The 25838-nt window shown below is 75.4% G+C and carries 27 protein-coding genes and 2 pseudogenes; 10 read left to right on the top strand and 19 right to left on the bottom strand.

What is annotated here, in order from left to right:
• Positions 1-29 precede the first annotated feature (29 nt).
• Positions 30-536 (bottom strand): phage tail tip lysozyme, encoded by a 507-nt coding sequence (locus tag BM419_RS11200; RefSeq protein WP_091926472.1) that lies wholly within the window; start codon positions 534-536, stop codon positions 30-32.
• A 79-nt stretch (positions 537-615) separates the two neighbouring features.
• Between BM419_RS11200 and BM419_RS11195 the strand changes: the two genes are divergently transcribed.
• Positions 616-1176, top strand: coding sequence for a GDSL-type esterase/lipase family protein (locus BM419_RS11195; protein ID WP_244540752.1), 561 nt, complete (start codon positions 616-618; stop codon positions 1174-1176).
• A 22-nt stretch (positions 1177-1198) separates the two neighbouring features.
• Here the strand turns inward: BM419_RS11195 and BM419_RS11190 are convergent, their stop codons facing one another.
• On the bottom strand, positions 1199-2455 hold the full coding sequence (locus BM419_RS11190; RefSeq protein WP_091926471.1) for a DUF2793 domain-containing protein: 1257 nt from the start codon (positions 2453-2455) through the stop codon (positions 1199-1201).
• 31 nt (positions 2456-2486) lie between these two features.
• The gene (locus BM419_RS11185; protein WP_091926470.1) at positions 2487-6395 is read right to left on the bottom strand and encodes a baseplate multidomain protein megatron; all 3909 of its coding nucleotides are present in this window, start codon (positions 6393-6395) and stop codon (positions 2487-2489) included.
• A 75-nt stretch (positions 6396-6470) separates the two neighbouring features.
• Here BM419_RS11185 and BM419_RS11180 point away from each other — a divergent pair, with 75 nt between their 5' ends.
• Positions 6471-6773, top strand: coding sequence for a type II toxin-antitoxin system RelE/ParE family toxin (locus tag BM419_RS11180; protein WP_091926469.1), 303 nt, complete (start codon positions 6471-6473; stop codon positions 6771-6773).
• Positions 6773-7057 (top strand): addiction module antidote protein, encoded by a 285-nt coding sequence (locus tag BM419_RS11175; protein WP_056527585.1) that lies wholly within the window; start codon positions 6773-6775, stop codon positions 7055-7057. Before BM419_RS11180 ends, BM419_RS11175 begins: the two co-directional genes overlap by 1 nt.
• Here the strand turns inward: BM419_RS11175 and BM419_RS11170 are convergent.
• From BM419_RS11170 to BM419_RS11160, 3 genes are read right to left on the bottom strand one after another with little or no spacing between them, the layout of a single operon-like run.
• Positions 6988-7536: a C40 family peptidase gene (locus BM419_RS11170; RefSeq protein WP_091926468.1), complete on the bottom strand. Its 549-nt coding sequence runs from the start codon at positions 7534-7536 to the stop codon at positions 6988-6990. The two genes, BM419_RS11175 and BM419_RS11170, sit on opposite strands and share 70 nt — an antisense overlap.
• On the bottom strand, positions 7533-8408 hold the full coding sequence (locus tag BM419_RS11165; protein ID WP_091926467.1) for a DUF2163 domain-containing protein: 876 nt from the start codon (positions 8406-8408) through the stop codon (positions 7533-7535). The genes BM419_RS11170 and BM419_RS11165 overlap by 4 nt, the downstream gene beginning before the upstream one ends.
• Positions 8409-8422: 14 nt before the next feature.
• Positions 8423-9064 (bottom strand): DUF2460 domain-containing protein, encoded by a 642-nt coding sequence (locus BM419_RS11160; protein WP_091926466.1) that lies wholly within the window; start codon positions 9062-9064, stop codon positions 8423-8425.
• A gap of 390 nt (positions 9065-9454) precedes the next feature.
• Here BM419_RS11160 and BM419_RS11155 point away from each other — a divergent pair, with 390 nt between their 5' ends.
• A complete protein-coding gene (locus BM419_RS11155) occupies positions 9455-10372 on the top strand; it encodes a TauD/TfdA dioxygenase family protein (RefSeq protein ID WP_091926465.1) in 918 nt (305 codons plus the stop codon).
• 18 nt (positions 10373-10390) lie between these two features.
• On the opposite strand, the gene BM419_RS11150 is transcribed toward BM419_RS11155, so the two are convergent.
• The 7 genes and pseudogenes from BM419_RS11150 to BM419_RS11120 form a co-directional block, all read right to left on the bottom strand.
• Positions 10391-10969, bottom strand: coding sequence for a phage tail tape measure protein (locus BM419_RS11150; RefSeq protein WP_091926464.1), 579 nt, complete (start codon positions 10967-10969; stop codon positions 10391-10393).
• Between the two features lie 9 nt (positions 10970-10978).
• Positions 10979-11155: pseudogene (locus BM419_RS11145) on the bottom strand (phage tail assembly chaperone); the annotation flags it as partial.
• 41 nt (positions 11156-11196) lie between these two features.
• Positions 11197-11574, bottom strand: coding sequence for a gene transfer agent family protein (locus BM419_RS11140; protein WP_091926463.1), 378 nt, complete (start codon positions 11572-11574; stop codon positions 11197-11199).
• Positions 11575-11579: 5 nt separating this feature from the next.
• Positions 11580-11990 carry a phage major tail protein, TP901-1 family gene (locus tag BM419_RS11135; RefSeq protein ID WP_056527565.1) on the bottom strand — a complete coding sequence of 137 codons (411 nt, stop codon included), beginning with the start codon at positions 11988-11990 and terminating at the stop codon, positions 11580-11582.
• Between the two features lie 11 nt (positions 11991-12001).
• The gene (locus BM419_RS11130; RefSeq protein WP_020090918.1) at positions 12002-12430 is read right to left on the bottom strand and encodes a tail completion protein gp17; all 429 of its coding nucleotides are present in this window, start codon (positions 12428-12430) and stop codon (positions 12002-12004) included.
• Positions 12427-12780, bottom strand: a complete 354-nt coding sequence (locus BM419_RS11125; RefSeq protein ID WP_091926462.1) for a head-tail adaptor protein — start codon at positions 12778-12780, stop codon at positions 12427-12429. The genes BM419_RS11130 and BM419_RS11125 overlap by 4 nt, the downstream gene beginning before the upstream one ends.
• 23 nt (positions 12781-12803) lie before the next feature.
• Positions 12804-13367, bottom strand: a complete 564-nt coding sequence (locus BM419_RS11120; protein ID WP_020090920.1) for a head-tail connector protein — start codon at positions 13365-13367, stop codon at positions 12804-12806.
• 25 nt (positions 13368-13392) lie between these two features.
• Between BM419_RS11120 and BM419_RS11115 the strand changes: the two genes are divergently transcribed.
• The 3 genes from BM419_RS11115 to dps all read left to right on the top strand — a co-directional run bounded on the left by BM419_RS11115 (position 13393) and on the right by dps (position 15898).
• Positions 13393-14154 (top strand): S1 family peptidase, encoded by a 762-nt coding sequence (locus BM419_RS11115; RefSeq protein ID WP_091926461.1) that lies wholly within the window; start codon positions 13393-13395, stop codon positions 14152-14154.
• Positions 14155-14303: 149 nt separating this feature from the next.
• Positions 14304-15215 (top strand): S1 family peptidase, encoded by a 912-nt coding sequence (locus BM419_RS11110; protein ID WP_091676180.1) that lies wholly within the window; start codon positions 14304-14306, stop codon positions 15213-15215.
• A gap of 137 nt (positions 15216-15352) precedes the next feature.
• Entirely contained in the window at positions 15353-15898 is a 546-nt protein-coding gene (gene dps, locus BM419_RS11105) for a DNA starvation/stationary phase protection protein Dps (protein ID WP_012321876.1), read from the top strand.
• 152 nt (positions 15899-16050) lie between these two features.
• Here dps and BM419_RS11100 read toward each other — a convergent pair whose 3' ends face one another.
• Positions 16051-17706: a porin gene (locus BM419_RS11100; protein ID WP_091926460.1), complete on the bottom strand. Its 1656-nt coding sequence runs from the start codon at positions 17704-17706 to the stop codon at positions 16051-16053.
• A 702-nt stretch (positions 17707-18408) separates the two neighbouring features.
• On the opposite strand from BM419_RS11100, the gene BM419_RS11095 reads away from it, so the two are divergent.
• Positions 18409-18981 (top strand): hypothetical protein, encoded by a 573-nt coding sequence (locus BM419_RS11095; protein ID WP_091926459.1) that lies wholly within the window; start codon positions 18409-18411, stop codon positions 18979-18981.
• A gap of 16 nt (positions 18982-18997) precedes the next feature.
• On the opposite strand, the gene BM419_RS11090 is transcribed toward BM419_RS11095, so the two are convergent.
• From BM419_RS11090 to BM419_RS11080, 3 genes and pseudogenes are all read right to left on the bottom strand, one after another.
• Complete coding sequence (locus BM419_RS11090; RefSeq protein WP_091926458.1) at positions 18998-20284, bottom strand: phage major capsid protein; 1287 nt, start codon at positions 20282-20284, stop codon at positions 18998-19000.
• Between the two features lie 24 nt (positions 20285-20308).
• Positions 20309-20866: pseudogene (locus tag BM419_RS11085) on the bottom strand (HK97 family phage prohead protease); the annotation flags it as partial.
• Positions 20867-20881: 15 nt separating this feature from the next.
• Positions 20882-22075, bottom strand: a complete 1194-nt coding sequence (locus BM419_RS11080; protein ID WP_091926456.1) for a phage portal protein — start codon at positions 22073-22075, stop codon at positions 20882-20884.
• A gap of 30 nt (positions 22076-22105) precedes the next feature.
• Between BM419_RS11080 and BM419_RS11075 the strand changes: the two genes are divergently transcribed.
• On the top strand, positions 22106-23194 hold the full coding sequence (locus BM419_RS11075; protein WP_091926455.1) for a hypothetical protein: 1089 nt from the start codon (positions 22106-22108) through the stop codon (positions 23192-23194).
• Positions 23195-23252: 58 nt separating this feature from the next.
• Positions 23253-23492, top strand: a complete 240-nt coding sequence (locus BM419_RS11070; RefSeq protein ID WP_244540751.1) for a hypothetical protein — start codon at positions 23253-23255, stop codon at positions 23490-23492.
• A gap of 361 nt (positions 23493-23853) precedes the next feature.
• Here the strand turns inward: BM419_RS11070 and BM419_RS11065 are convergent, their stop codons facing one another.
• Both BM419_RS11065 and BM419_RS11060 read right to left on the bottom strand, forming a co-directional pair.
• Complete coding sequence (locus BM419_RS11065; RefSeq protein ID WP_091926453.1) at positions 23854-25152, bottom strand: DNA-packaging protein; 1299 nt, start codon at positions 25150-25152, stop codon at positions 23854-23856.
• Positions 25127-25801 carry a helix-turn-helix domain-containing protein gene (locus BM419_RS11060; RefSeq protein WP_091926452.1) on the bottom strand — a complete coding sequence of 225 codons (675 nt, stop codon included), beginning with the start codon at positions 25799-25801 and terminating at the stop codon, positions 25127-25129. Before BM419_RS11060 ends, BM419_RS11065 begins: the two co-directional genes overlap by 26 nt.
• Between the last annotated feature and the right edge of the window lie 37 nt (positions 25802-25838).

Genomic DNA, 25838 nt, shown 5'->3' with positions numbered 1-25838 from the left:
CGGCCGGCTCGGGATCGGGTGACGACGGGTCAGGGCCGGCCCGGCGGCTGAGCCGGCATCGCGGCGGGACCGTCGCGCAGGGCGGCGAGGGCCCGGCGCGCCCAGGCGAGGCGGCGCGCGGGCGCGACGACGCCGGGCCGCTCGTAGCGGCGCCAGACTGCCTCGGTGGCGGCAGCGAGGGTGGTGGTGGCCCGCAGGGCCGCGAGGGCCGGCGCCTCGGGACCGCGCAGCTCGGCGCAGAGGTAGCCGTAGCCCGCCTCGGGGTCGGCGGGATCGCGGCCGCGCGCCCGGCACCACGCCTCCATGGCGAGGCGCCGGGGCCCGGTCCACTGGGCGAGCCCCCAGCCGCCGCGGGAGCCCGGCACCGCGGGGGCGACCTCCTGGAGGTGGCGGAACCCGCCGGTCTCGTGGCCGAGATTGCCGAGCAGGCCGGCGGCCTGGACGTCGCTCAGGCCGAGATCGCGCATCAGCCGCGGGCCGAGCCGGCGGCAAGCGGCGGCGAAGGGCTCCCGCGCGGCGGGGTCGGATGGCGGCATGGGCGTGCTCCGGAAACTGGCCTCCCCGGGCGCGCCGGGCTAAGGCGGCCCGCGCCGTGGGCGGCGCCGAGGGGGAAGCGTGGGACGCGGACAGGACCGGCCGCTCGTGTTCATCGGCGACTCGATCACCGCCGCCTGGGGCGCGGTGCGGGCCGAGACCTTCGCGCTCCACGGCTTCGTCGCCCGGGGCGTCCCGGGCGAGACGAGCGGGCAGATCCGCGCGCGCTTCCTGCGGGATACGGCCGGCGCCCGGGCCGTGCACCTGATGTGCGGGATCAACGACATCGCGGAGATCGGCGGCCCGGTGCCGGACCGGGCGATCGCCGGGAACATCATGGCCATGGGGCGGATGGCCTTCGCGGCCGGGCTGCCGCTCACGATCGGTACCGTGATGCCGAGCGACTTCTGGGGCTGGCGCCCCGAGCTGCGGCCGGCGGCGCGGATCCGCGCCCTGAACGGGTGGCTGCGCGCCTACTGCGCGGCGGGCCCGGCCCGCCTCGTCGAATACGGGCCGCCGCTCGCCACGGAGGCGGGCGCGCTCCGGCGGGACTTCACCGACGACGGCATCCACCTCAACGGCGCGGGCTACGCGGCCGTGGAGCCGGCGATGCTGCGGGCCCTCGACGCCGTTCCGGACTGAGAGCGGCCGCGGGGTCGGGCGCTCACGCGCCCAGCGCCAGCCAGTAGGTCGGCACCGACCCGACCCCCGCCACCGCGCCCGCCGTCGCGCGGCGGGTGCGGAGCGTGAACCCGGTGGCCGCCACGTCGCTGACCTGCGCGGCGTGGAGCGCGTCGCCGGCGCCGGCGACCGGCTGCGCCCAGACGCCGAGGCAGCTCCCCGGGAAGGCGATGCCGAACGCCACCGCGACATCCGCCTCGGCGGCGGTGACGAGCCCCCATTGCGCGATCAGGCCGCCCGGGAGCCGGATCGACCCGTTCGCGCCGAGCACCTGCGCGCCGGTCGCGAGCGGCGTCCCGTCGGCGCGCTGGTAGTGGCGCACGCGCCAGCGGCCCGCCGCGTCCGAGGTGGCGATGCAGGTGTCGTCGGCGGCCGTCACGAGATCGGCGCGGGTCGGCAGCACCAGCGCCTCGGGATCGTGGACCAGGGTCGCGGCGCCCGAGAAGCGCACGAATCGCTCCCGGTCGGCCGCGGCGCCGAAGCTCGCGATCCGGGCCGCGCCGGTGACGAGCACCCGCCGGGTGCCGGCCGCACCGAGGTCGGTGGTGGGGGCGGCCGCGAGGGCGGTCTCGGCCGAGGCGAAGTCGATCCCGCCGGTCCGGGCCGAGGCGGTGAGCGCCGTGGCGAAGGCGGCCCCGTCGGGCGAGACCTTCAGGGTGAAGTCGTCGCTCCCGAGGGTGCCCAGCAGGGCCCGCGCCGCGTAGCCGGTCTCGAAGACCAGGGCGGCGTCGCGGGCGGCGGATTTCCGGTTGACGAAGACCCGCATGTCGCCGGTGCCCGGCGTTGCGTCGTCCCAGGTCAGGAGCGCGGAGTCGGACTTCACCGCGAGGCGGTTGGTGGCGTCGGCCGCCGTGTTGATCCCGAGGCGGCCGACGCTCTGGAGCGCGGTCAGCGCGCGGCGGAGGCTCGTCCAGGCCGCGCCGTCGAAGACGTAGAGGTCGGCCTCGTCGATCAGCCAGGCGAGCCAGCCGGCCCGCGGCGCGGCGCCGGTCCAGACCCCGTCGGCGTAGCGCACCACCTGGCCCGCGAGCCCCGCCCAGGCGCCCCCGGGCTCGGCGGCGGCCACGAGGTAGCGGTCGCCCTCCGCGGGGCCCGGCGGCGGTGCGGCGAGATCCTTGTCCAGGCAGGCGAGCTGGACGAGCGCGTCGAGGAGGCCGAGCGCCTCGTTGTGGGTGACGTGCTTCTGCGCCTGGCTCGCGGCGATCAGCGGCAGGCCGAGATGGGGCGTGGCGTCGGACATGGGGCGGCTCCCGGGCGGTCAGGTCGAGCGGTCAGGTCGAGCGGACGGGGATACGGGCGCGGCGGGCGGGTCCGGGGCCGGCGATGAGACCGATCTGCGCCACCGCGACGTCGAGATGCGTCTGGGCGCCGCCGAAATCGGCCGCCTCGTCCGCGTAGAGGCAGTGCTGGGCCTCGGCCCGGACCGTGCGCAGGGCCGTGCCGGCGGCCGAGAACACCGTCACCGCGTAGACCTCCGGCTCGTCGAGCGGGATCTCGGCCGGCTCCCAGGCGTCGCCGTCGCGGCGGGCCCGCCGGATCCACAAGAGCCGCACCCCGTCCGCCGCGCGCCGCGCCCGCAGGTGGACCGGCCGCAGCGGCGTCAGCGCCGCGACGCCGGCCGTGGCGGTGATCTCGGCGAAGGCCGGGTCGGCCGGATCGCGATCCGCCGGCCCGATCCGGTAGCGGAACGCGCGGCCGACCTCGTCCAGCCGGTCGACCAGGGGCGCCACGGCGCCGTCGTCGAGGCGCACGATCAGGCTCCCCGCCGGGCAGACCCGCCCCGCCGCCGCCTCGCTGCCCGCGAGCCCGCGCAGGAAACCGGACAGCCGGTAGGTGTCGGGCTCGGTCAGGACCGCGGACGCGGCGCCGAGCAGTTCCACGGTCCCGTCCGCGCCGAGCAGGGCGAACAGGTTGCCCCCGGCCAGCATCGCGCCCGCCCCGATCGAGGCCAGCGTCGCGCCGCGCCGCAGGGCGACGTCGAGATGCGCGCCCCGCTGGATGCGCCAGAGCGGGCCGGCCGGCAGCGCCGACAGGGTGCGCCCGAGGCAGGCCGGGTAGTCGACGAGGCGGTGCAGGGCGAGCGGCCCGTCACCAGCGGCGCGCCAGATCGCGACCGCGCCGGGCCAGGGCTCGGCCGCCACCGCGCAGGACTGAAGGACCGTGGGGTCGCCGCGGTCGACCGGCAGGTCGAGGGCCAGGGCGAGCGGCGGGCCGGGAAAGGCGGGCGGCGCCACCGCCGCCTGGGCCATCGCGCGGGGCAGCCCGCGCCCGGGCCCCGCCCGGGGCGGCACCCCGCTCGCCTCGATCCGGCGGCCCGTGGGCGCGTCGTCGATCCGGTCGATCCGGCGCAGGACCGCGCCGCCGGGCACGTCGGCCGGGACCGCCAGGAGGTCGCCGGGCTCCAGCTCGACCCGGCGCGGGCTCAGCGTGAACACCGCGGTGTCGCGGGCCGCGATCAGCCGGTCGAGCAGCGCCTCGGCCAAGCCGTCGGCGGTCTCCCGGCGGGTGACGATCGCCGCCTCGATCCGGGTCTCGCGCCGCCGCAGGCCGGCGGGCCGCACGGCCGAGGCCGCGGCGCGCCGGTAATCCGGGCTCTCGGAATCGGTGATCCCGAGGTCCACGGAGCGCGGCAGGGCGCTCTCCTCGGCCCGGACCTGGTGCAGGACCGGCCGCTCCTCCGACAGCCGGACGAGGTCGGTCTCGGCCAGGATCACGGGCCGGTCGCGCCGGGGACCGCGCAGCCGCAGGGTCCCGGCCACCGCCGAGACGTCGAGGCCGTAGACCTCCGCCAGGGTCTCCAGGGCGCCGCGCGCCGTGAGCGGCCGGTCGATCACGTAGCCGTCGAGATAGGCGGCGGCCTCCACGGAGACCGGCGCGTCGAACCCGAAATCCGCGAGGATCCGCTGGACCAGCAGGTCGAGGTCGCAGCCCTCGATCCGGCCGGTGATCCAGTGGCCGACCCGCCAGTTGGCGGCGTCGGCCCAGACGCCCCGCACCGTCGGGAAGGCCGGGAAGGGCCGCGCGTCCCAGGCCCAGACGAAGATCCCGCCGGGATCGACCATGCGGCCGCCGTAGACCGGCGAGACCGGGTTGTCGGCCTCCCGGAAGCCCGGCACGGCCGGGTCGAACCGCGCGATCACGGCCTCCAGCCCGCGGAGCTGGATCAGCTCGTCGCGCAGGGCGCGGGATTCCGGCGGGAAGGCGCTCTCGGACGATTTCGGGTCCGGGAAGACGTTGGGTCCGTTGGTGCCCTTGTCCACCGCCGGTACGCCGATCTCGGTGAGCCAGATCGGCTTGCCGGCCGGCACCCAGGCAGTGGTGCGGGTCTCGACGCCGCCGTCGCGCTCCACGTGCGGGCTCGACCACCACGCGACGAGGTCCTTGGCCCGGTAGATCCAGGGCTTGCCGGCGGCGCCGTCGGTGATCGGCCGGCGGGCCTGGGCGGCGCGGTCAGCCGCGTCGGCGTAGTACCAGTCGAAGGCCTCGCCGGACGCGCCCCGGGCCTTCAGATAGGCCCGGTCGGCGATGTCGCCCGTCACCGCGAGGTCGGCGTGGTCCGGGTCGTCGCGCCAGTCGGAGACGGGCGGGTACCAGTCGATCCCGACGGCGCCGATATGCGGGTCGGCGAACAGGTCGTCGAGGGGGAAGCGGACGGTGGCGCCGCCGTCGCCCACATGGGCGCCGTACTCGGTCCAGTCCGCCGCGTAGGCCAGGGTGACGGCCGGGCCGAGGCGGTCGCGGAGCGCGGCGGCGAGGTCGCGCAGGGCCCGCACTGCCGGGTAGCCGGCCGCGCCGCGCACGCGGGTCAGGCCGACGAGCTCGCTGCCGATCACGAAGGCCGCGAGGGGCGTGCCCGAGGCCGCCCAGCCGGCCGCGAGGTCGGCGTAGTGCAGGACCGCGTCGCGGTAGCCACCCGCGAAGAAGGCCGCGACCTGCGCGTCGGCCGCGGCGGTCCCGTCCGGGCTCCCCGGACGGCCGGGGGCCGGATCGCAGGGGATGCGGCCGCGCCAGGGATAGGCGGGCTGCGCGGCGCCGGGGGCGTGCGGATCGGGGAGCGCGTTGCCGGCCGGCACGTCCATCATGACGAACGGGTAGAGCGACACCGCCAGCCCCCGGCGCGCCAGCTCGGAGACCAGCCGGGTCAGGCCCGCGTCGGCCGGCGTGCCGCCGTAGGCCGGGCTGCCGTCCGGCAGGGTCGAGACCGTCTCGGCCCGGTCGCGGGTGATCCCGGCGACGCGCCAATCCTCCGGCCGGGCGCGCTTGTCGGCGGCCTCGACCTTGGGCACGACCCGGCAGGAGCCCGCCCGCAGGTCGGTGCCGAACCACGTCGCCACCACGGCGACCCGGCGCAGGTTCGGGCAGAGCGCCTGGAGCGCGTCGAGGGAGGCGATCACGTCGGTGCCGCGCTGGAGCTGGTGCCGGTTGGCGGCCTCGGTGCGGCCGAGCCCGAGATCGACCGTGACGCGGTCCGGATCGAGGCCGAACTCGCTGGCGCCGGGGATCAGGTCGACGGCGCGCACGCGGTCGAACAGGCCGTTGACCGGGCGGATCACCTCGAAGGCGAATTGCGGGACGCGGTTGCCGAAGGCCGCCAGGGCGAGGTTCTCGAACACCGCGTAGGCGAGGCCGCGATAGGCGGGCGCGTTCTCCGCGCCCTCCTTGGCGACGATCAGCGGGTCCGGCTCCTGGCCGGGGCCGCCGGTATGGACCCGCAGGGTCAGGCCGGCCTGGTCGATCTCCCGCCCGTCCGCCCAGATCCGGCGGACGCAGGCGATCTCGCCCTCGCACAGGCCGACCGCGAGGTTGGCGAAGTAGCTGTAGCGGGTGGTGACGGTCCTCGGGCCGCCCGCGAGCCCGCCCAGGCCCTTGGCGGGCGCGGCCGCGCGGGCGACGGTGGTGTTGGCGACCTCCAGCGGACGGGTCGCCCAAATCAGGGTGCCGCCGATCCGCGCCCGCCCGTAGACCCGCGGGATCGGATCGCCCTCGGTGGAGGTGAGCCCGGCGACGTCGGCGAGCCGCGGCCCCTCGACGAAGCGCGCGTGCCGCCCGGACCCCGACAGGGCGCCGCCGAGGGCCGCGCCCGCGACGGAGCCGAGCGCGCGCCCGACCAGGCCGCCGATCGGGCCTCCGAGGGCGGTGCCGACCGCCGCGCCGGCCGAGGACAGGATCAGCGTCGCCATGGCGGGGCTCCGGATCTGATGGCGGTATCGCGTGGACGGGTTGCCGGCCCGTATCCGATCGGATACGTTCGACCGGTGACGACGATCTTGCTGTCCGACACCGTCCGGACTTGGCTCACGGGCCTGAAGGATCACCGCGCCAGGGCGCGCATCGCGGCACGTATCCGCAGCGCGGGGCTCGGCAATTTCGGGGATGCCAAACCGTTCGGGGCAGGTGTATTCGAGATGCGAATCCCGTATGGCCCGGGCTTTCGCGTGTACTATGTCCGACGCGGCGAGGTAACGTACCTGCTCCTGTGCGGCGGCGATAAGTCCAGCCAGACCTGGGACATTCAGAGGGCCAAATCCATGGCCGCCTCTCTCGACGGAATCACCTGATGCGTTTCACACCGTTCGACGCCTCGGAATTCCTCGACAGTGAGGAGGCGATTGCCGAATACCTGGCGGCGGCGCTCGACGACCCCGACCCCGAGCTGTTCATCGCGGCCCTGGGCGATGTCGCGAAGGCACGCGGCATGGCGCAGATCGCCCGGGAAGCGGGTGTCGGTCGGGAGAGCCTCTACAAGGCGCTGACGCCGGGCTCGAAGCTCCGCTACGAGACGGTCCGCAAGATCATGGACGTGCTCGGCGTCAAGCTCACCGTATCGACGCGTTCCTCGTAGGCGCCGCAGCGCGCCGGAAACCGGAACACCCCCGTCGCGTGCCGCCGCCACCATCCGGTGAGCGCGACCTCGGTGACGGCGGCCCCGTCGTGGGCGTGGATCATCGCGCCGGCGCCGGTGGCGATGGCGCAGTGGCGGGCCGGCAGGTGGCGGCGGAAGGCGAAGAGCAGGACGTCGCCCGGCCGCGGCGCCAAGTCCGCCAGGGATCCGGGCACCGGCACGAGGTGGCGGGCGGCCGCCTCGGTGAGCGGGTCGGTCCCGGGCGCGGCCGATTCCGCCCAGGTGCCGGAATAGGGCGGCGGCACCTCCGGCTCGGCGCCGTAGAGCCCGCGCCTGACCCCGCGCAGCAGGCCCAGGCAGTCGCAGCCCACGCCGCGCAGCGACGCCTGGTGGCGGTAGGGCGTGCCCAGCCAGAGCCGCGCCTCGCCGAGCGCCGCGACACCGATCTCTCGGCCGATCTCGCGCCGCATCGCGCTCATCGGAAGAGGCTCCCGCCATCGAGGATGGGGTCCGAACCGGGGACCGCCCGCATGACCGCGTCGTTGCCGGGCATGTGCGGGAAGCCCTGGAAGTTGACCGCGTTGGCGAAGCGGTCGCGGCAGGTGGTGAGGCGCTTGTCGCACCCGGCCGTCAGGCTGAACCCGTCGCCGGCGGCGACCGGCCGGGGCGGCACCGTCCAGAGCTCGATCAGGGGCCCGAGTTGGAGGCGCACGTCGGCCGCGAGCCCGGCATTGGCGCCCGTCGTCCAGGTCAGGCGCCCGCCGGTGAACAGGCCGTCCGCGAAGGACCCGGCGAGCGCCGCCGCGAGCGTGGCCGGCTCCGGGACGCCGCTCACCCGACCGGCCGTCGTCCACGCGGCGCGGTCCACCCGGCATCGGGCATCGCCGAGATCGGCGCCGCAGGTCGCCCGGTAGGTGCGGCCCCGCTCGGCGCCGAGCCGGTGCGCGAGGCCGCGCAGCTCCGCCACGAAGGCGTCGCCGTCCCGGCGCACCTCGCCGATCGTGGCGACGTCGAGGAGGAGCCGGGTCTCGGGGCTGCTCCAGTCGACCAGCCAGGTCTCCACGGCGGCGCCGTCGTAGAGGCCGCCGGCGATGTCCGCCTCGGTGAGCCCGAGGCCGCTCAGCGCCCCCGCCACGTCGCCCCCCGAGACCGCGAAGCCGAGCTCGGCGCTGGCCTCGGCCGCCTCCAGCCCGGTGCGGGCGGCGTGGACGAGGCCCGCGACGGTCAGGTCGCGGTCGTGGTCGGTGAAGCCGAGGGCGAGCCCGTCCCGCCGCCGCAGGGACCAGCAGCGGCACAGGGTGGTCACGCCCCCCGCGAGATGGGCCGCGAAGGCCTCCGGGATGTCGCGCATGGCGTCACGCCTCCTCAGGGCACGATCTCGACGAGCGGCACCTTCGGGATCTCCCCGGCCGTGAAGGCGGCGAGGTCGATGGTCAGCGCGTCGGTGTCGAACCGGACCGGCACGTCGAAGGCGAAGCCCGCCGTCACGTCGGCGCCGGGCGGCGGGGCGCGGCCCGCCGCGAAGGTGACGAGGCCGGTCGTCGGGTCGCACGCGAAGGCGCCGGACTCGACCTCCCGGCCCGCCACCGCGACCCGGACGCTGCCCGCCACCGGCTTGGCGATCCGGCGCCTGTAGGGCGCGAAGCCGGACCCGTAGGTCTTGACCAGCGGGAAGGACGCGGTGGCGCCGTCGCCGGTGCCGAGCGGCTGGTCGAAGGGACCCGTCGGCCGGCCGGGCGGCCCGGAGCGGTCGTCGACCCGGTCGCGGAACCGGAATCCGTAGAGCCGCCCGCGCCGCTCCTCGAAGAAGGCCAGCACGGCGTGCAGGGCGTCGAGGCCGCGCATCCCGAAGCCGGCCTCGTAGCGGCGGCGGGAATCGGCCCAGCGGCCGTTCCGGTGCTCCCGGCCCGAGGCCAGGGTCACGATCTCGGTGAGCCGCTGCGGGCCGCCGCCGGCGCGCAGCGAGACGTCGAGTGGGAACAGCACCTCGTGGAAGTCGTCGGCCATGACGGGCCTCTCCGGTTCGGGTGGCGACTGGGCCGCGCCGGTCTTCCGGGGCGTCACCGTCATCGCGAGCGCAGCGACGCGACCCAGGGCAGCGCGACATCCGTGACCGTGGCGCTCCGGGATCGCTTCGCTCCGCCCGCGAGGACGGAGGCCGGGCCGCAGATCCCGCGCGGCGCCCGGGGAACGGTATCGCTGCCGGATCGGAGCAGCTGAAAAAAGTCTTCCGGGAGGGTCCGGAAAATCAAAAGCGCCGTTCATCGACACGGGACGGCAGTTGATCGAAGATCGCCGCACCGAAGCGGATGTTCTCCGAAGTCCTCTCAATCCGCACATCTCGGTTCACCGCGCGATCCGCACGACGCGGCGCCGTTCTGCCAGGGAAACCTTCCGATGAGCGCCATCCCCCAGCCCCTGCACGCATCCGCCCCCGCCCTCGACATCCGCCGCGTCGCCGGCCGCATCGGCGCGGAGATCCGCGGCGTCGCCCTCTCGGGAGACTTGGACGACGGGACGGTCGCGGCGATCCGGCAGGCGCTGAACACCCACAAGGTGGTGTTCTTCCGCGACCAGGACCTCGACGAGGCCGGGCAGGAGGCGTTCGGCCGGCGCCTCGGCGACCTCGTCCCGCATCCGACCGTGCCCTCCCTCGCCGGCACGGCGGGAATCCTCGACATCGACGGCAGCCGGGGCGAGCGGGCGAGTTCCTGGCACACCGACGTGACCTTCGTGCCGGCCTACCCGGCGCTCTCGATCCTGCGGGCCGTGACGCTGCCGCCCCACGGCGGCGACACGCTCTGGGCCAACACGGCGGCGGCCTACGCGGACCTGCCCGAGCCCCTGCGCGACCTCGCCGACAAGCTCTGGGCGCTGCACTCGAACGTCTACGACTATGTCGGCGGCCGGGTGAACGTGTCGGAGGCCGGGCGGCGGCGCTACGACGAGGTGTTCACCAGGACCGTGTTCGAGACCGAGCACCCGCTGGTCCACGTCCACCCGGAGACCGGGGAGCGCTCGCTGATCGTCGGCCACTTCATCCAGCGGATCCTGGGCCTGACCACCGCGGATTCGCAGCACCTGCTGGCGATCTTCCACGACCACGCGACCCGGCCCGAGAACACCGTGCGCTGGTCGTGGCGGACGGGCGACGTGGCGATCTGGGACAACCGCGCCACGGTCCACCGGGCGGTGGACGATTACGGCGAGGCGCCCCGCGTGGTCCGCCGCGTGACGATCCAGGGCGTCGCGCCGGTGAGCGTCGACGGCCGCACCAGCCGGGCGCGGGAGACGGAGGCGCGCAGGGCGGCATGAGCTGTGGCCGCGCGCGCCTCAGGTCGCCCGCTGGCCGCGCGCCACCGCCCGGGCGAGGCTCGCGGTCACCTGCGCCTCCGAGCGGCGGAAGGCGCCCGGATCGGGGGTCGCGATGTTGACCGTCACGGAGACCGGCCGCGCCGCGGCGCCGCCCGCGGCCACGCCGAGGCGACCGTCCGGCCCGCGGCCGAGGGGGAGGATCGCCTCCGGGCCGGCCTCGCCCATCAGGCCGGCGCCGCCCGCCATGGGGAAGTAGGTCGGCGCGGCCACGACGCCGCCGGCGGCGAAGGGCTGGACGCGGCCGCCCCGGAACACGCCCCCGCGGGCGAAGCCCGTCTCCGCGCCGGAGCCCAGCATCGCGCCGATGAGGCCCGTGAGGCCCGACTGGATCGGCCCGGCCGCCGCCCGCGCCGCCACGCCGGCGAGGCGCGCCCCGATGGTGCCGAGCACGCCGTCGAGGCTGCGGCCGGACGCGGCCCCGCGGGTCAGGGCGGTGTCGAGGCTGCGGCCGAAGCTCTGCGCCAGCCGGTCCAGGGTCTCGAGCTGCCGGATCCGGTCGTCGGACAGCGGGTCCCCCTGCGGGTCGGTCTCGGCCATGGCGGTGCCTCACGGTGGGTCGGGATGGGCGGCGAGGAGCCGCGCGAAGGCGGCGCGGGACAGGGGCTCCGGGCCGGCGCGCCGGCCGAGCGCCGCCGCGAACTCCCGCGGGGTCGCCGACCAGAAATCGCGGGGCCGCCAGCCCAGCGCGCCGAGGCCGAGGGAGAGGGCGTCGTCCCAGGGGAAGCGGCCCGGGGCCGGACGCGGCGGCTTGTCCGCGTCCGGCCCTAGGGAGGGTTTGCCGGGCCCGGCGCCTCCGCGCCCGGCGCCTCCCCGCCCGGCGCTTCCCCGCCCGGCGCTTCCCCGAAGGCCGCCGCCAGGACCTCGCCCAGGGCGGCCGAGACGGCGTCGAGCCCGCCCGCCAGCGGCAGCCGCGCCACCGTGGCGTCGTCGAGGTCGTGGCCGCCGCCCCGCAGGGCGACGCCCAGGAGGGCGATCAGGTCGCGGGCCGAGACGCGCCCGTCGGCGAAGCGCGCGGCGAGGCCCGCGAGGTCGCCGGCCTGGAGCGCGGTCTCCAGCTCGGCGAGCGCGCCGAGGGTGAGGCAGAGCGTGTAGCGCCGCCCGCCGAGGGTGAGCGGCACCTCGCCGCGGATCCGGTTGGCCACGGCGCTCAGACCGCGGCGAAGGCGAGCGCGCCGCCGGATTCGAGGCTCATGTCGAAGGTGACCTCACCGGCATGGTCGCCCCGGTACTCCAGGCTCGCGATCTGGAACGGCCCCTCCAGGATCCCGAAGGCCGGAATCACGATCTGGAACACCTCGACCGCGCCCTCGAAGAACAGCAGGCGCAGGCGCGCGTCCGAGGCCTGGTCGCGGAACACGCCCGAGCCGGCGATCGCGGCCCGCCGCACCCCGGCCCCGGCGAGCAGCTCGCGCCAGCGCCCGGCGGAATCGGCGTTGGTGACGTCGACGGTCTCGGCGTTGAGGGTGATCTGGCGGCTGCGCAGGCCCGCCACCGCCGCGAAGCCGCCCGCGCCGTCGCCGGCCCGGATCAGCAGGTCCTTGCCCTTCTGCGCGCCCATCGGCACCCTCCTCACAGGTTCTCGGTGACGGCCTCGACCGTCAGGGTCGCCCTGGCCTCGCCGGTCCGGGCGTCGCGCCGGGCGCGGACGGCCCGCACCCGGAGGGTCACGAGCCGGCAGCCGGCCAGCGGCAGGACGAGGGGCGTTGGGGCGTCCCGGAGGAGCGCCGCCATGCGCGAAGCGGCGTCGAGGGCGGTGCGCACCGAGCCCGCCTGGGCGATCACCGCGATCGCGTGGCTGTGCCGGTGGCGCTCGGCGCCGTCGACGGACTCGTCCGCGATCTCGGCGTCGCCGAACAGCGCGTAGACCGGGAGCGTGCCCCGCGGCGGCTCGTCGTAGAGCCGGACGCGGCCGCCCAGCAGCGCGGCCAGGGCGGCGTCGGCGGCGAAGCGGGCGATCAGGCCGGCGCGGAGCGCCAGGAGCGGGCCGGGATCGCTCACGACCGGCCCTCCCCGGGCAGTTCCTCGACGTGGCAGATCAGGTCGCGGCCCCGCGCGTCGGGCTCGGCGACGGCGCGGATCGCGAAGCGGCGCGGCCCGGCGGCGAGCCGCATGGTCGGGTCGAGCGCGGCCCGGCCCCGCAGGGTGACGCGGTAGGCGGGCCGCGTGTCGGTGCGGCCGCCGGCCGTTCGGTCGGCGAGTCCCGCCGGGGCGATCGCGCCCCACAGGACCGGGCCGGCCACGTAACGGCGCAGCACGCCTCCGAACCCGTCGGGCTCCTCCAGCGGCCGCTCGAGCACGAAGCGGCGCCGCCGCGCGCCGAGGGGCGGGCGTTGGAACGAGGTCGCCATCGGGGCAGCTCCGGGTGCGAGGATCACAGCCGCAGGCGCCGGAACGGCGCGCCGAGCGCGGCGGCGTCGGTGCGGGCGGCGTCGGGCTCGTCGCCGCGACGCTCGTAGCGGGCGGCGGCGAGGCGCAGGATCGCGAGGCGCAGGGGCTCGGGGAGCGGCGGACCGTCGCCGCCGTACCCGGCCGCGACCTCGATCAGGATGGTGCGGCCGGCGGGATCCGGCGCGGCCGGATCCACCTGCAGGGACGGTGCCCCGTCCGGGTCGGGGCCGAGGCGCACCAGCCCGGCGTCGAGGTCGGTGACGCCTCCGGACGGGTCCGCGAGGCCGGCGCGGAGGATCGCGACCAGCGGGCTCAGGGGCAGCGGCACCTGCCCGTCCGGCGGCCAGGCCGTCAGGGCGATCCGGTACCGGCCCGGAACCAGGATCCGCCGGGTCTCGATCTCCAGGCTCGCGCGGGCCGCCGCGATCAGGGCCTGGAGCAGGCCGTCCTCGTCGGCGCCCGCGTCGGAGTCGACGCGCAGGTAGGCGCGCAGGTCGGGCACGCCCACCGGCTCGACGGCGGCGGCGGCGATGCGTAACGGGATCATCGCGCGTCTCTCTGCAGGTGGTCCGATGCCGATCTCGAAGCGCCGCCCGGCGGCCCGCGCCGCGCGGGTAGCGACCGTCACCGCGATCCTGATGGCGATCCCGGCGCTCGCGGCCGTCCCGGCGCGGGCGGTGGTCGGCGGCACCGAGGCGCCGGCCGGCGGGGCCGTGATGGTCCTGTCGTCGAAGGGCGGTGTCTGCACCGGCGTGGTGCTCGCCCCCGACACGGTGCTGACCGCCGGCCACTGCCTCGCCGGCGCCAAGGAGCACCGCGTCCATTTCCGCGACGCCGCCGGAGCGCCGGTGCTCGTCGACGTCACCGCCCAGGCGGTCCATCCGGGCTACGACGCCGGCGCGGCCGCTTCCCGGCGGCGCTCCGTCGATCTCGCGCTGCTGCGCACCGAGACGCCGCTGCCGCCGCGCTTCGCGCCCGTGACCCTGAGCGCCGCCCCGGCGCGGGCGGGCGAGACCCTGACCCTGTCGGGCTACGGCGCGGCCAAGCCCGGCGACCCGCGCTCCACCGGCACCTACCGCAGCCTCGGCCTGCCGGTGATCGAGCCCTACGGGCCGAGCCGCATCCTGGTCTGGCTGAAAGGCGCGGGCGGCGGCGCCTGCCAGGGCGATTCCGGCGGCCCGATCGCGGGACCGGACGGGGCGGTGCTCGCCCTGTCGGCCTGGATCGGGGGCGCCTGCGGCGGCCTCACCCAGGGCGTCCTGGTGGGGCCGCAACGGGGCTGGATCGACCGCGTGCTCGACGGCTGGGACCGGACGGCGCGCTGGGCGCAGTAGCGGCGCGGCGCCGCGTGCGCAGGGAACCTCAGCTTGGCCGGGCTATTGCCTTGCTCTAGGCTCACTCGATCTGGGGCCCCTCGCCCCAGGCTCCCTCGGCGCCGCCTCCGGCGTCCCCCACCCGCGCCCGCGCGCGCCCGGAGTTCCCGATGTCCCCTCGCCCGATCCGGAAGGCCGGCCCCCGCGAGCGCAGCCTGCGCGGCGGCCTGTGGGGCGGGTTCCTGGGCCTGTCGCTGCTCGGCGCCCTCGGCGGCCTGCTGCCCACGCCCGCCGCGGCGGTGATCAACGGCACGACGACGCGGGACCCGAACGGGGCGCGCAGCTTCGTGGTGCGGATCGAGAGCACCGAGGGCGAGATCTGCTCGGGGACCCTGATCGCCCCGGACCTGGTGCTGAGCGCGGCCCACTGCGTGATGCGGCCGGCCGGCTACACGGTGATCAGCGTCGACCGGAACTTCCGCCAGCACCGGACCGCGGTAATCACCGCCTCCATGCACCCCGACTTCGTGCCCGGGACGACCCCCGAGGACCAGCCCGGCGTCGACCTGGCGCTGCTCAAGCTCGAGCGCCCGCTCGGCGACGACTACGTGCCCCTCGATCCCCGGGGCGCGGGCTCGATCACCGACGGGCAGCCCGTGGACATCGCGGGCTTCGGCGTGGTGGCCGAGAACCGGCGGAACTCGGCGCGGATCCTGCGGCTCGCCCACCTCGTGTCGATCGGCTCGCTCCAGGTCGCCAACCGGGTCACCGTCGTCACCGACCGGCGGCGCATGGCCGAGACCTCGGGCGCCGGTGCCTGCCTGGGCGATTCCGGTGGCCCGATCCTGACCGGCGGCCCCGGCGGCTACCGGATCGTCGGCGTGGTGAGCTGGTCGAGCGGCGCCCTGCAGCAGGGCGCGCGCCGGACCGCCTGCGGCGGCTTCACCGCCGTGACCCCGGTGGCCGAGCATGCCGGCTGGATCGCCGCGCGCACGGCGGAACTGTCGCGCATCCAGGTCGGCGACGCCCTGCCCCGCGGCAACCGGTCCGACTGGATGGCCCGCCCGGGCCGCCGCCGCTGAGGGGCCTGACCGCGGCCCGACCGCGGCCCGACCGCGGCAAAGCCGCTGCCCGCCCCCGGATCCTTCGCGCCTGCGGGAACCCGGGGGCCGATCGGCACTTTTCGCATCCGAACCTTCCCGGCTCACGGAGCGAGAGCATGGCCGACACCGGCACCAGCAACACCCCGCGGACGCACAAGACCCGCAACAACACCGACTCGAACGCCAAGAAGGTCTCGATCGAGGCGCTCAACGCCCGGCTCGCGGACGGCATCGACCTCGCGCTGGCGATCAAGCAGGCCCACTGGAACCTCAAGGGGCCGCAGTTCATCGGCGTCCACGAGATGCTCGACGGGTTCCGCACCCAGCTCGACGAGCTGAACGACAGCGTCGCCGAGCGCGCGGTCCAGCTCGGCGCCACGGCCTTCGGCTCGACCCAGGCAGTCGCCGAGCGCACCAAGCTGCCGGCCTACCCGACCGGCATCTACGCCATCGCCGACCACATCGCCGCGCTGATCGACAGCTACGCCGCCTACGCCAACGCGGTCCGGCAGAACATCGACGAGACCGACGAGGCGGGCGACCCCGACACGGCCGACCTGTTTACCGAGATCTCGCGGGCGGTCGACAAGCACCTCTGGTTCCTCGAGGCGCACGTGCAGGAGCCGACCGGCACCCTGCGCGACGGCAACGCGGGCCGCTGAGGATCGCGGCGCCCCGCCTTCGGGCGGGGCGCGACCCGACGCGATCGGGGATACGAAAATGCCCGGCCGCGAGGCCGGGCTCAGTGGGGTCCCTTTGCACGGGGACATCAGGACCGGGAAGCTTTGGAGGGCGAACCGGTCCCGATCGGGGATCAGAAGTCGCGCTGGACGCGGAAGCGGAAGGTGGACACGCTGTCCGCCGTCGTGGTCCGCGGCACGAAGGTGCCGTTGTTGATGCCGGCGACGTTCGCGTAGGCCGTCGGGCTCTTGTCGCGGTCGATCACGCGGCCGTTCTTGACGCCGATCTGGGTGTAGAAGCCCTCGACACCGATATCGAGGTCCTTGACCGGCGACCAGATGATGCTGCCGCCCGCCACGAACTGGTAGGTGTCGCGCAGCGCCTCGCTGAGCTGGTAGAACCGGGTGCCCGGCACGCCGACGGCGTTCACGCCGAAGGAGTTGGCACCGGCCGGGTTGGACAGCGCGAAGGCCGCGCCCTGGGCCAGACGGGCGCCGCTGCTGTAGTTCATCTCACCGTACGACCCGAAGAAGGCCGAGCGCCACTCCGGCGTCCAGTAGTGGAGGTACGAGGCCGTCGCGGTGAAGCTGGTCGACTGCTCCATCTGGCCCGTGAAAGGGTTCACCGTGGCGTCGTTGAAGTACTGCGCGAACTTCTGGCCCTGGATGGTGGCCGGGTTCTGCGAGTAGCAGCCGCTGAAGGCGCAGTAGCCGGTGTACATCTGCGAGCCGGAGCCGTAGGCGCCCTGCAGGTAGAGGGCGTCGCCCGGCGCGATGAACGGCGTGTTGATCTTCAGGCCGCCCTGCACCGCCCAGCCGTACGAGTTGCTGGTGTGGGGGATGCTGATGTTCGAGCCGGTGCCGGTGCCGGCGCCGTTGGCCACGTTGCCGACGTTCAGCTCGTGGACGGCCGCCGACAGCTGCGCCGAACCCCAGGCCTGGTCGAGGCGCAGGGCGCCGACGACGTCGGGCATGCGCGAGCGCTGGATCACGTCGACGAAGCTGTACCGGGTCGGCACGCCGCCGGTGTAGCCGATGAACACCTCGGCCGGAGCGTTCGTCTGAGCGAAATTGACGATGTTGGAGTTGTTCGTCACGCCGGCCGGGTTGTTGGTCTGCGAGAAGATCGGGCTGCGGCGGAAGACCGGGTCTTCGGCCGAGATCGTGGCGGACAGGCCGTTGCCGAGCGTGGCCGTGTAGGCGAGCAGGTTGGTCGAGGCGATGTCGGAGCCGAGCGTGGCGCCGGCGAACTCGAAGTCGTGGGCGTAGAAGTCGAAGAACGACGAGGCGCGACCGGCGGTCATGCCGGCGAACTGGATGAAGGCCTTGTCGACGTTCACGAACTGCGAGGCGCGACCGAACTGGTCGATGCCGAGAGCCGGGAAGGCCTGGCCGATGCGCTGCTGGGTGCCCGACTGGCCGACGCCGGAATAGCCGGTGCGGGATCCGGCATCGAGGCGCACGAAGGCGCGCAGGGTGCCGTAGGCGGTCTGGGTGCGGGCATCGAGGTTGATGCGCATCCGGCCCTGGTAGCCCGACGTATCACCGACGTTCGAGCCGTTCTGCCGCGAGTAGCTGGTCATGTAGCCGCCCTCGAACCGGGCGCGGCCGGAGAGACGCAGGCAGGTGTCGGTGCCGGGGATGTAGAAGAAGCCGGCGCCGTACGCGCCGCAGACGCGGACGTACTCGATCGGGACAGCCTTCTTGACCGGCAGATCAGCCGCCTGCGCTGCGCTCGCCGCGGACAGAGCCGCGGCGGAACAGAGGAGCGTGTGCTTCAAGATCCTCATCGATTTCCCCAAAACGTCGAGACCCATATTGGAGACAGCATTCAGCCACGCAGGCCGCGCTGCTATTATTTGTTTCGGCCGAATTGATTCGTCTTGCCGATGAGCTCTGGTTCTTTCGAGCTCTTGTTCGAATAAGTTCCCGCAAATGGCCGCAGCCATCAATCCCAAATCGGAACGGCCACCCGTGCCGATGTATTCGGTGGCCACGCGGCCACATAAAAATGATCTTGTTTGTCCGACGGAAACAGAAACAGCACGAGCGTTTCGGCTGGAAAGCGTACTAACAGACCATGTTTCTATCAGAAACACTGTACTTCCCTGACAGATCGTATTGATCTACCGGAAACGAAGGGGTATTCGGCCGTCGAGCCCTCACGGGCCGGCTCGGACGCGGATCCGATCGCCCTGCAGGATGGCGCCGCGCCGGGCGGTGCGCGGGCCCCGCAGCGACGGACGTCTGCCGACGGGACCGGACCCGGACTGCTCGGTATCGAGAGACGGCGCCGGGGTCCCGGCCCCCTCTCACCCCATCGGGTCGACCGGCACGGCCGACCGGCCCTAGGCGAGCCGCCCATGCGCAGCGCTTCGTTTCATCCCGTCCCACGCCCGAGTCGTCCGCGTACCGTTTCAGCGTTTCCATGATTTCCGCGCGTCCGCCCGAGCGGATCCGCGTCATGCAGCCCTTGAAATTGTGAGACGTCAGTGGAAATCGATGTTGAGACATATTATCAGGCGGCCAGACCCGGCAGTCTGGCCTGTGTTCGCTCGCTCGACCCGATCTACGGCGAGCGCTTCTTCTTCCTGCGCGTCCGCGAGGTGCGGAACGGCCGCATCGCCACCGCGCGCGGGATCTTCTGGGCGGTCAACGGCGAGAAATGCGATCCGGGCTGGGGCGGGGACGCGCACGCGCTGGTCGTCCCGACCCTGGCGCTCCTCGAGATGATCGAGCCGAACCTGGAGCGGATGGCGCAGTTCGGCGTCGACCGGCGGTTCGAGATCGCCGTGGCGCGGGCCGTGCTGGAAGGCCGCCTCACCGAGATGCCCGAGATGCCGCAGCCGCCGGTTCCGACCCTCAAGGAGGCGCAGGCCGAGCTGCAGGCCGCGATGGCCTACTGGGAGGCCGTGGACGTCCGCGAGGCGAAGCCCGGCACCTCGGTGCGGATCCGCCGGGAGGCCAGCGAGCGGCTGGTCACCGCCCGCACCAATCTCGAGCGGGCCAAGCAGCAGGCCGGGCGGCTCGCGGGCTGCGGCGACCGCGCGGGCTGCCCCGGCTAGGGTCGCCGCCGAGCGCTCAGGAGAACTTCAGGAGCTTGAGCGCGTCGAAATCCTGCACCCCGCCGCCGACGCGCTTGGTGGTGTAGAACAGCACGTAGGGCTTGGCCGAGTACGGGTCGCGCAGCACCCGCATCCCGGTCCGGTCGACCACGAGGTAGCCCCGGCGGAAGTCGCCGAAGGCCACCGACAGGCTGTCCTTGGCGAGGTCCGGCATCGCCTCGGCCTCGGTGACCGGGAAGCCGACCAGCGTCGCGGACCGGCCTGCGGCGAGGGGCGGCTGCCAGAGATAGTTGCCCTCCGAATCCTTGAACTTGCGGATCGTGCTCTGGGTGCGCCGGTTCATGACGAAGCCGGCATTCTGCCGGTAGGCCGCCCGCAGCCCGTAGATCAGGTCGAACAGCGCGTCCCCCGGGCTCGCCGACGGGAAGGCACCCGCCGCCCCGGTGGCGACCGTGCCGATCTTGCCCGGCACCCAGGCGGCGTTGGCGACCGTGTCGTAGCTCAGGAAGCCCCGCGGGCGGCTCGCGCCGTTGCCGGAAACGAAGGCGACGCCCTCCTGCTCGGCGAAGGCGGTCTCCACCTCGGCCGAGAGCCACGCGTCGAGATCGACCACGGAATCGTCGAGGAGCGTCTGGGTGGCGGCCGGCATCGCGTAGAGCTCCATCGCGGGGAACGCGATCTCCGACAGGGCCGGCGCGGCGGTCTCGGGGCGCGGCGCGGTCTCGGCGGCCCAGCCGGTGACCGGCGCGCCCACCGAGACGGCGCGCTTGTACTGGGCGCCCGAGATCGGCTGCACGCTGGCGATCGACCGGATCGGCGAGACCTGCCCGAGGCGCGCGAGCACGGTCCGCTCGATCGTGTCGGGGACGAGGTAGCCGCCGTCGGGCCCGGAGCCGGCCGAGAGCGCCTTGGCCTCCAGGCGCTTGAGCCCGGCGCTCTCGCCCGCCCGGACGTAGAGGTCGAAGGCGGCCTTGTGCTCGTGCGCGGCCCCCGTCTCCCGGACGTCCGGCTGCCCGAGGGGCGGCCGGGCCCGCTCCAGGGCGATGCGGTCGAGCCGGGTGCGGGCGGCGTCGAGGGCCGCGTCGATCCGGGCGAGCTTCTCCTCGGTGAGCACGTCGACGCCGAGGCGGCCCTCGATCCGGTCGATCCGCGCGTCGTTCGTCTCCTTGAAGGCCGCGAAGGCGGCGGCGAGCTCGTCCAGGGCGGAGCGGACCGGGCCGCCGTCGGAATGGGCGGCCTTGTTCTCCAGCGGCGGCAGGCCGCCCAGCGGGGCGGGATCGGCGATCGGGGTCTGGGCGTCCATGATGGGCCTCGTCGGGGGTGGAAGTCAGGACCGCGCGGCCGGCAGCGGCCAAGCGGCAGGTCTCGCGGCGGGTCCGAGGGCGCCCGGCGGCGCGATCAGGCCGGCGAGGCCGCGGATCGCGTCGGCCTCCGGGTCCGGAGCCGGGATCGACGCGGGGCTCGCCCTGGCCCCCGGCTGCAGCGGGAAGGTCACGAGCGAGATCTCCCAGAGATCGACCTGCTGGAGCCGGCGCTCGCCGCCGGCGCCCTTCCGGGCGCGCAGCGTGCGGAAACCGATCGAGAGCCCGTCGAGGCCGCCGCCGCGCATCAGGGCGTCGACCTCGCGGGCGCGCTGCACCGCGAGGTTGAGCGCGCCCTCCGCGAACAGGCCGCGGCCGTCCTCGCGCAGGGCGAGCCAGCGGCCGATCGGCTCGGCCGGATCGTGCTGGAACAGGAGCCGCACGCCCGCGGCCCCGCGGCGGGCGAGGCTCGCCGCGAAGGCGCCCGGCACCACCACGTCGCGGCCGAGATCGGGCACGCCGAACAGGCTGGCATAGCCGGAGAAGTGGCCGTCCATGGGGGGATCCTCGGATGGGACAGTGAGGGCGCGCCCCGCGCCTCAGGGTGTGCCCGGCGCCCCCGGCATCGCGGGCGGGTAGCCCACGGCCTCCCGCTTCTCCGCCACCGACAGGAAGTCCGCGGCCTGGACCCGGCGCCACAGGGATTCCCGCTCCCCGGCCAGCGCCTCGATCCGGTCGAGGTCGGGCTCCAGGTCGATCGCCCCGAAGGCGGGTTCCAGCCAGCCGGCCAGCGCCCGGGCGGTGCGGGCCGCGAGGGGGATCAGGGTCTGGCGGTAGAGGGCGCGGTTGGCCTCGGCGTAGTTGGCGTGGGTGTTGTCGCCGGGGAGGCCGAGCAGCAGCGGCGGCACGCCGAAGGCCAGGGCGATCTCCCGGGCGGCCGCGTCCTTGGCCGCCACGAAATCCATGTCGCGCGGCGAGAGCGCGAGCGGCTTCCAGTCGAGGCCGCCCTCCAGCAGCAGCGGCCGGCCGGCATTGGCGGAACCCTGGTAGTTCGCCTCCAGCTCCGCCTTCAGCCGGTCGAATTGCGGCTCGGACAACGTCGCCCCGGCGAAGACCAGGGCGCCGGACGGCCGGGCGGCGTTATCGAGCAGCGCCTTGTTCCAGGCGCTCGCGGCGTTGTGGATGTCGAGGGCGGCGGCGGCGGCCGCGATCGGGGCGAGCCCGCCGGCCTCGTCCTCCGGGTGGAACAGCGTCAGCGCCAGGATCGGCGCCACGGCGATCCCCGGCTCGGGCAGGTCGAACCGGCGGCTGCGCCCGCCCGCGGTGTAGAGATAGGCCGCCGGCCAGCCGTCCGGGCCCGGCAGCACCCGCATCCGTCCGGGACGCAGGACCTGGAGCGCGGCGACCCGCCCGTCGAGGCTCACCGCCTCCAGGTAGGCCGTGCCGGTGAGGAGGAGGTCGGCGTAGAGCGTTTCCAGGAGGTGCGGCCCGCTCTCCCGGGGGTTCGGCCGCGCCAGCAGGGCGAGCAGGTCGCCCGCGCGCTCGGCGCCGGGGCCGGTGGCGATCAGCGGCAGGCCGGCGGCGCTCTCGGCGACGAGCCGCACTGCCCGGTGGACGACCGGGTTGGCCTGGTAGCCGGCCCGGGCAAGCGCCGCCGGATCGCGGGGCGTCCAGCTGGCCCGTCCCTCGGCGTAGAGGGCGAAGGCCGGGGCCGCGGCGGCCTTGGTGGCGAGGGCCGGGCCGCCGGCGGCGCGGCGCGCGACCCGCGCCAGGCGTTCGAGGAGGGTCGACATGCCGGTCCGTTCCTGAGCTATGGTCACGCGATGCAGCCCCGGATCCCCACACGGCCCCAGGCGCGGCCCCAGGCGCGGTTCGGGGGACGGGTCCGGGGACGGGTCCGGGCGGGGACCCGCGTCGCGGCGCGGGTCGCGGCTCTGGTCCCAGCGCTCGTCGCCGGGCCTCTGTCCGGGCCTCTGGCCGGGCCCCTGTCCGGGCCACTGGCCGCGCCCCCGGCCGCGCCGGCCCGGGCCGCGGATGCGCCCGCACCCGCACCCCTGTGGCCGGAGCCCGACGGGACCCTGATCCTGGCGCGCCCCTTCGGCCGGTCCGAGATCAGCCTGCGCCTGTCCCGGCGGGTCGCCGGGGCGGTGGACACGCTGACCTGGGACGGCGTCACCTTCCTCGCCGACACCGAGCCCGGCGATGCCCTGCAGGCGCGGGCGGAGATCGGCTCCGGCGCCGCCTGCCGCCGGGCGAGCGAGGCCGGCACCCCGCAGGACGGGTCCGGCGCGCCCGCGGCCCAGCGGCTCCGCGCCCTGCGCGCCGGCCGGAGCTGGGCCGAGACCGAGACCCGCATGGCCTGGGACGGCCCCGCCGACCCGGCCGACGAGCCGCCCGCGGACTGCCCGACCGCCTCCGCGAGCCCCGCGATCCCGGCCCCGCCCCCGGCCCCGCTCCTGCGCAAGCGGGTCGCCCTCGGCCTGCCGGGCCTCGGCAACGCCGTGGAGGTGCAGGCGAGCTTCAACCTGACCGAGCCCGCGGCGGCGCTGCGTCTCGAACCCCTCGCCGCCGCGGTGCCGGCGGAGTTCTCCGCGGCCTGGCGCTTCGACCCGTCGACCGGCGGGCTCGCGCCCCTCGGCCCCGGAGCGGGGGAGCGGCCGGACCCGGTGATCCTGGCGACGCCGGAGGGCTCGCACGCCCTCGCGGTCTGGGCCCCGGGTCCGCCGGAGCAGGAGCCCGACGCGCCGCGGCCCGGCTTCGCGGTCGCGCCCGAGGCCGGGGCGAACCGCCTGAGCTGCCGCTTCCGGCTGGCGAACGCCGCCGCCGGCGCGCACGATTTCGCCTGCTACGCCCTGGTCGGCACACTCGCCGACGTCCGGGCCGCCCTTCGGAGCCTGACCACGCCGCCCTGACCGGCCCGGCGCCGACCTGTGCTAGACTGTCCGGACCGACGAACCGATGGAGGTTCCGATGGACAGAAAGCAGGCCCTCGAACTCGCGATCTTCGTCATCGCGCTCGTCCCCTTCCTCCGCTGCCTCATGCCCTCCGCGACGCGCTCCCGGGGGCCCCGCCGCTCCGGCTCCCTCAGCTACGATTCGGGCTCCGGCGGCGACGGCGGCGCGATCTTCGGCGATGGCGGCTGCCACGGCAGCGACGGCGGCAGCTGCGGCGACGGCGGCGGTGGTGATGGCGGTGGCGGCGGCGATTGAGCGACCGCTCGGGCGTCCAGGAGCCCGGCACGCCCAGGAACCCGGCACGCCCAGGAACCCGGCATGCCGATGTGCCGGGGTCGGGCAGCGACGACGGTTCGGGAATCGGAGCCGGGCCGCGGCGCCCGGGAAGGACGGCGGGGATCAACCCGACAGATGCGCCGCTCAATCCGCCCGCCGTCGCCGCGCAATACGGAGAATTACGGTGGGGATTCCCAGCTCAGGACCGCGTGCCGTGGCCTGATCGCTACAGATTTGGCGCACGACATTGTGTATACAGCATGCAGTTCGTTCCAGAGACCACGAACCGACTCCGGCGCGCTTCACCCGAAGCGCGCCGAATTGTTTCCGGCGACCGCTGTCACAACCGCCGGATCCGGGGCTCGGCCCGGGGCTCCAGCATCAGGTGCGTGAGCGCCCAGACCAGGGCATCGAGACGGTCGGGCGAGGTCCCGCCGGACAAGCCGTCCGGGCCGAAATCGCACAGCTCATCCTCCAGCGCCAGGAAGGCGCCGACGTGGTGGACCAGCCCGCGGGCGTAGAGCAGCGAGACCGGCTCGGCGCGCAGGTACTTGCCCCGCGTGGCGTGGACCCGGGTCACCGGCACGGCGGGGTCGCACTGGCCCAGCACGGCGGCGGCCATCTCGCCGCCCTGGTTGACCTCGACCACGAGGGCGTCGGCCCGGAGCCGGTGGTAGAGCGCCAGCGCCGCGGCCGCCCAGGCCTGCGGGGTGGCGCGGGCGAGGCTCGCGTCGGCCAGCACGTAGGCGTGCCCGCCCGCGCGCCCGGCCGCCACGATCCCGCAGGCGTCCGAGCGCGCGCCCGAGGCGGCGGGGGGATCCACCGCCACGACGATCCGCCCGAGATCGGGCGCCGCGGCGAGGCGGCCGGCCTCCAGGGCCGCGCGCGTCCACAGGCCGTCGTCCCGGTCGGCGATGAGCTCGCCGTCGAGTTCCTGCCGGCCGAGCCGCGTGCCGGCGTAGCGCCCGACCACCTGCTGGAGGAAGTCGGGCGCGAGATGCGCGGCGTTGTCGTGGGTCCGGGCACGGCTCACCACCGTGCGCGGGTCGGCGAGCAGGCGGCGGATCAGCGGCACCGGCCGGGGTGTCGTCGTCACGAGGTTGCGCGGCCGGGCGCCGAGGCGCAGGCCGAACTGCAGCATGTCGAAGGCCGCCTCGGGCCGGCGCCACTTGGCGGCCTCGTCGCACCACGCGGCGCCGAATTGCGGGCCGCGCAGCGCGTCGGGCTCCTCCGCCGAGAAGGCGAGCGCGACGGCGCCGTTGCTCCACTCCACCCGGCGGCGGCTCGGCGACCAGGTGGGCCGGGCCCGTCCCCGCGCCGGCAGGCCGAGGAGGCCGGAGGGCCCCTCGACCATCACGTCGCGCACGTCGAGATGGGTCTCGCCCACCAGGGCGATCCGCCCGACCGGCGCGCCCGCGAAGGCCGGGTCGCCGCGCGCGAGGGCGTCGACCCACTCGGCCCCGGTGCGGGTCTTGCCGCTGCCGCGGCCGCCGATCACCGCCCAGGTGGTCCAGGGCGCCGCGTCGGGCGGCGGCAGCTGGTCCGGCCGGGCCTGGTGCAGCCAGTCGCCCGCGAGCGCCCGGAGGAGGTCCGGCGGCAGCGTCTCGAGGAAGTCAGGCAGCCGCCCGGCCGCCGACAAAGCCAGCAACGCGTCGCGCGATCTCCGCGCGCAGGGCGGGCAGGTCAGGTTCGGTGTCGGGTTCGGTGCCGGGTTCGGTATCGCGTCCGGTGCCATCGCCCCCCTCCCCCGCGGCGCCGCGCGCGCCCTCCGCATCCACCGTGTCGAGGAGCCGCTTGAGGCCGCCGAGGTCGCGCAGGATTCGGGCGGAGTCGCCCGCGCCCGCCCCCACCCCGCTCAGAGCCGCGTCGAAGGCGGCGATCTGCCGGGCGATGTGGGCGCGCAGACGCGCCCGCAGGGTCGCCGGGTCGGCCGCGGGGTCGCCGCGCCCGGTGACCGCCGGCGGCAGGTCAGCCCCGAAGGCCGTGGGCATCATCGCCGGGTCGAGCCGGCCGAGACCGAGGATCTCGGTGACGTCGCCGGGATCGGCGCCCGGCGTGCACAGCAGGCGGATCAGGGCGGCCCGGCGCGCCGCCGGCCAGCGCCCCGTCAGGAGCCGCGGCCGGTGCTGCCGCGGCCTCGGCCAGCCGGCCCGGGCGTTCCAGGTGTGCACGGTCTTCGGGTGGACGCCGAGACGGGCCGCGATCGCGTCGCACGTCAGGTCGGTCTCGCGCAGGAGCGTCAGGGCCTCGGCGCGGCTGTCCGCCCTGCTCGGAGGGGGTGGCCACATCGGGGTCTCTCCGCACACGTCTCGACCGTGCCTGGTT

This window comes from Methylobacterium sp. yr668, assembly GCF_900116245.1.
GTDB lineage: Bacteria > Pseudomonadota > Alphaproteobacteria > Rhizobiales > Beijerinckiaceae > Methylobacterium.
The sequence above is the reverse complement of the archived record's forward strand: the minus strand, read 5'-3'. Positions and strand labels throughout refer to the sequence as shown.

Excerpts from the sequence above, each read along its gene's own strand:
- BM419_RS11170 (WP_091926468.1), bottom strand. The coding sequence starts at position 7,536 with ATGAGCGCGATGCGGCGCGAGATCGGCCGAGAGATCGGTGTCGCGGCG.
- BM419_RS11185 (WP_091926470.1), bottom strand. The coding sequence starts at position 6,395 with ATGGCGACGCTGATCCTGTCCTCGGCCGGCGCGGCGGTCGGCACCGCC.
- BM419_RS11190 (WP_091926471.1), bottom strand. The coding sequence starts at position 2,455 with ATGTCCGACGCCACGCCCCATCTCGGCCTGCCGCTGATCGCCGCGAGC.
- BM419_RS11165 (WP_091926467.1), bottom strand. The coding sequence starts at position 8,408 with ATGCGCGACATCCCGGAGGCCTTCGCGGCCCATCTCGCGGGGGGCGTG.
- BM419_RS11150 (WP_091926464.1), bottom strand. The coding sequence starts at position 10,969 with ATGGCCGAGACCGACCCGCAGGGGGACCCGCTGTCCGACGACCGGATC.
- BM419_RS11155 (WP_091926465.1), top strand. The coding sequence starts at position 9,455 with ATGAGCGCCATCCCCCAGCCCCTGCACGCATCCGCCCCCGCCCTCGAC.
- BM419_RS11160 (WP_091926466.1), bottom strand. The coding sequence starts at position 9,064 with ATGGCCGACGACTTCCACGAGGTGCTGTTCCCACTCGACGTCTCGCTG.
- BM419_RS11120 (WP_020090920.1), bottom strand. The coding sequence starts at position 13,367 with ATGATCCCGTTACGCATCGCCGCCGCCGCCGTCGAGCCGGTGGGCGTG.
- BM419_RS11200 (WP_091926472.1), bottom strand. The coding sequence starts at position 536 with ATGCCGCCATCCGACCCCGCCGCGCGGGAGCCCTTCGCCGCCGCTTGC.
- BM419_RS11090 (WP_091926458.1), bottom strand. The coding sequence starts at position 20,284 with ATGGACGCCCAGACCCCGATCGCCGATCCCGCCCCGCTGGGCGGCCTG.
- dps (WP_012321876.1), top strand. The coding sequence starts at position 15,353 with ATGGCCGACACCGGCACCAGCAACACCCCGCGGACGCACAAGACCCGC.
- BM419_RS11080 (WP_091926456.1), bottom strand. The coding sequence starts at position 22,075 with ATGTCGACCCTCCTCGAACGCCTGGCGCGGGTCGCGCGCCGCGCCGCC.
- BM419_RS11175 (WP_056527585.1), top strand. The coding sequence starts at position 6,773 with ATGCGTTTCACACCGTTCGACGCCTCGGAATTCCTCGACAGTGAGGAG.
- BM419_RS11075 (WP_091926455.1), top strand. The coding sequence starts at position 22,106 with ATGCAGCCCCGGATCCCCACACGGCCCCAGGCGCGGCCCCAGGCGCGG.
- BM419_RS11070 (WP_244540751.1), top strand. The coding sequence starts at position 23,253 with ATGGACAGAAAGCAGGCCCTCGAACTCGCGATCTTCGTCATCGCGCTC.
- BM419_RS11125 (WP_091926462.1), bottom strand. The coding sequence starts at position 12,780 with ATGGCGACCTCGTTCCAACGCCCGCCCCTCGGCGCGCGGCGGCGCCGC.
- BM419_RS11060 (WP_091926452.1), bottom strand. The coding sequence starts at position 25,801 with ATGTGGCCACCCCCTCCGAGCAGGGCGGACAGCCGCGCCGAGGCCCTG.
- BM419_RS11115 (WP_091926461.1), top strand. The coding sequence starts at position 13,393 with ATGCCGATCTCGAAGCGCCGCCCGGCGGCCCGCGCCGCGCGGGTAGCG.
- BM419_RS11100 (WP_091926460.1), bottom strand. The coding sequence starts at position 17,706 with ATGAGGATCTTGAAGCACACGCTCCTCTGTTCCGCCGCGGCTCTGTCC.
- BM419_RS11110 (WP_091676180.1), top strand. The coding sequence starts at position 14,304 with ATGTCCCCTCGCCCGATCCGGAAGGCCGGCCCCCGCGAGCGCAGCCTG.
- BM419_RS11135 (WP_056527565.1), bottom strand. The coding sequence starts at position 11,990 with ATGGGCGCGCAGAAGGGCAAGGACCTGCTGATCCGGGCCGGCGACGGC.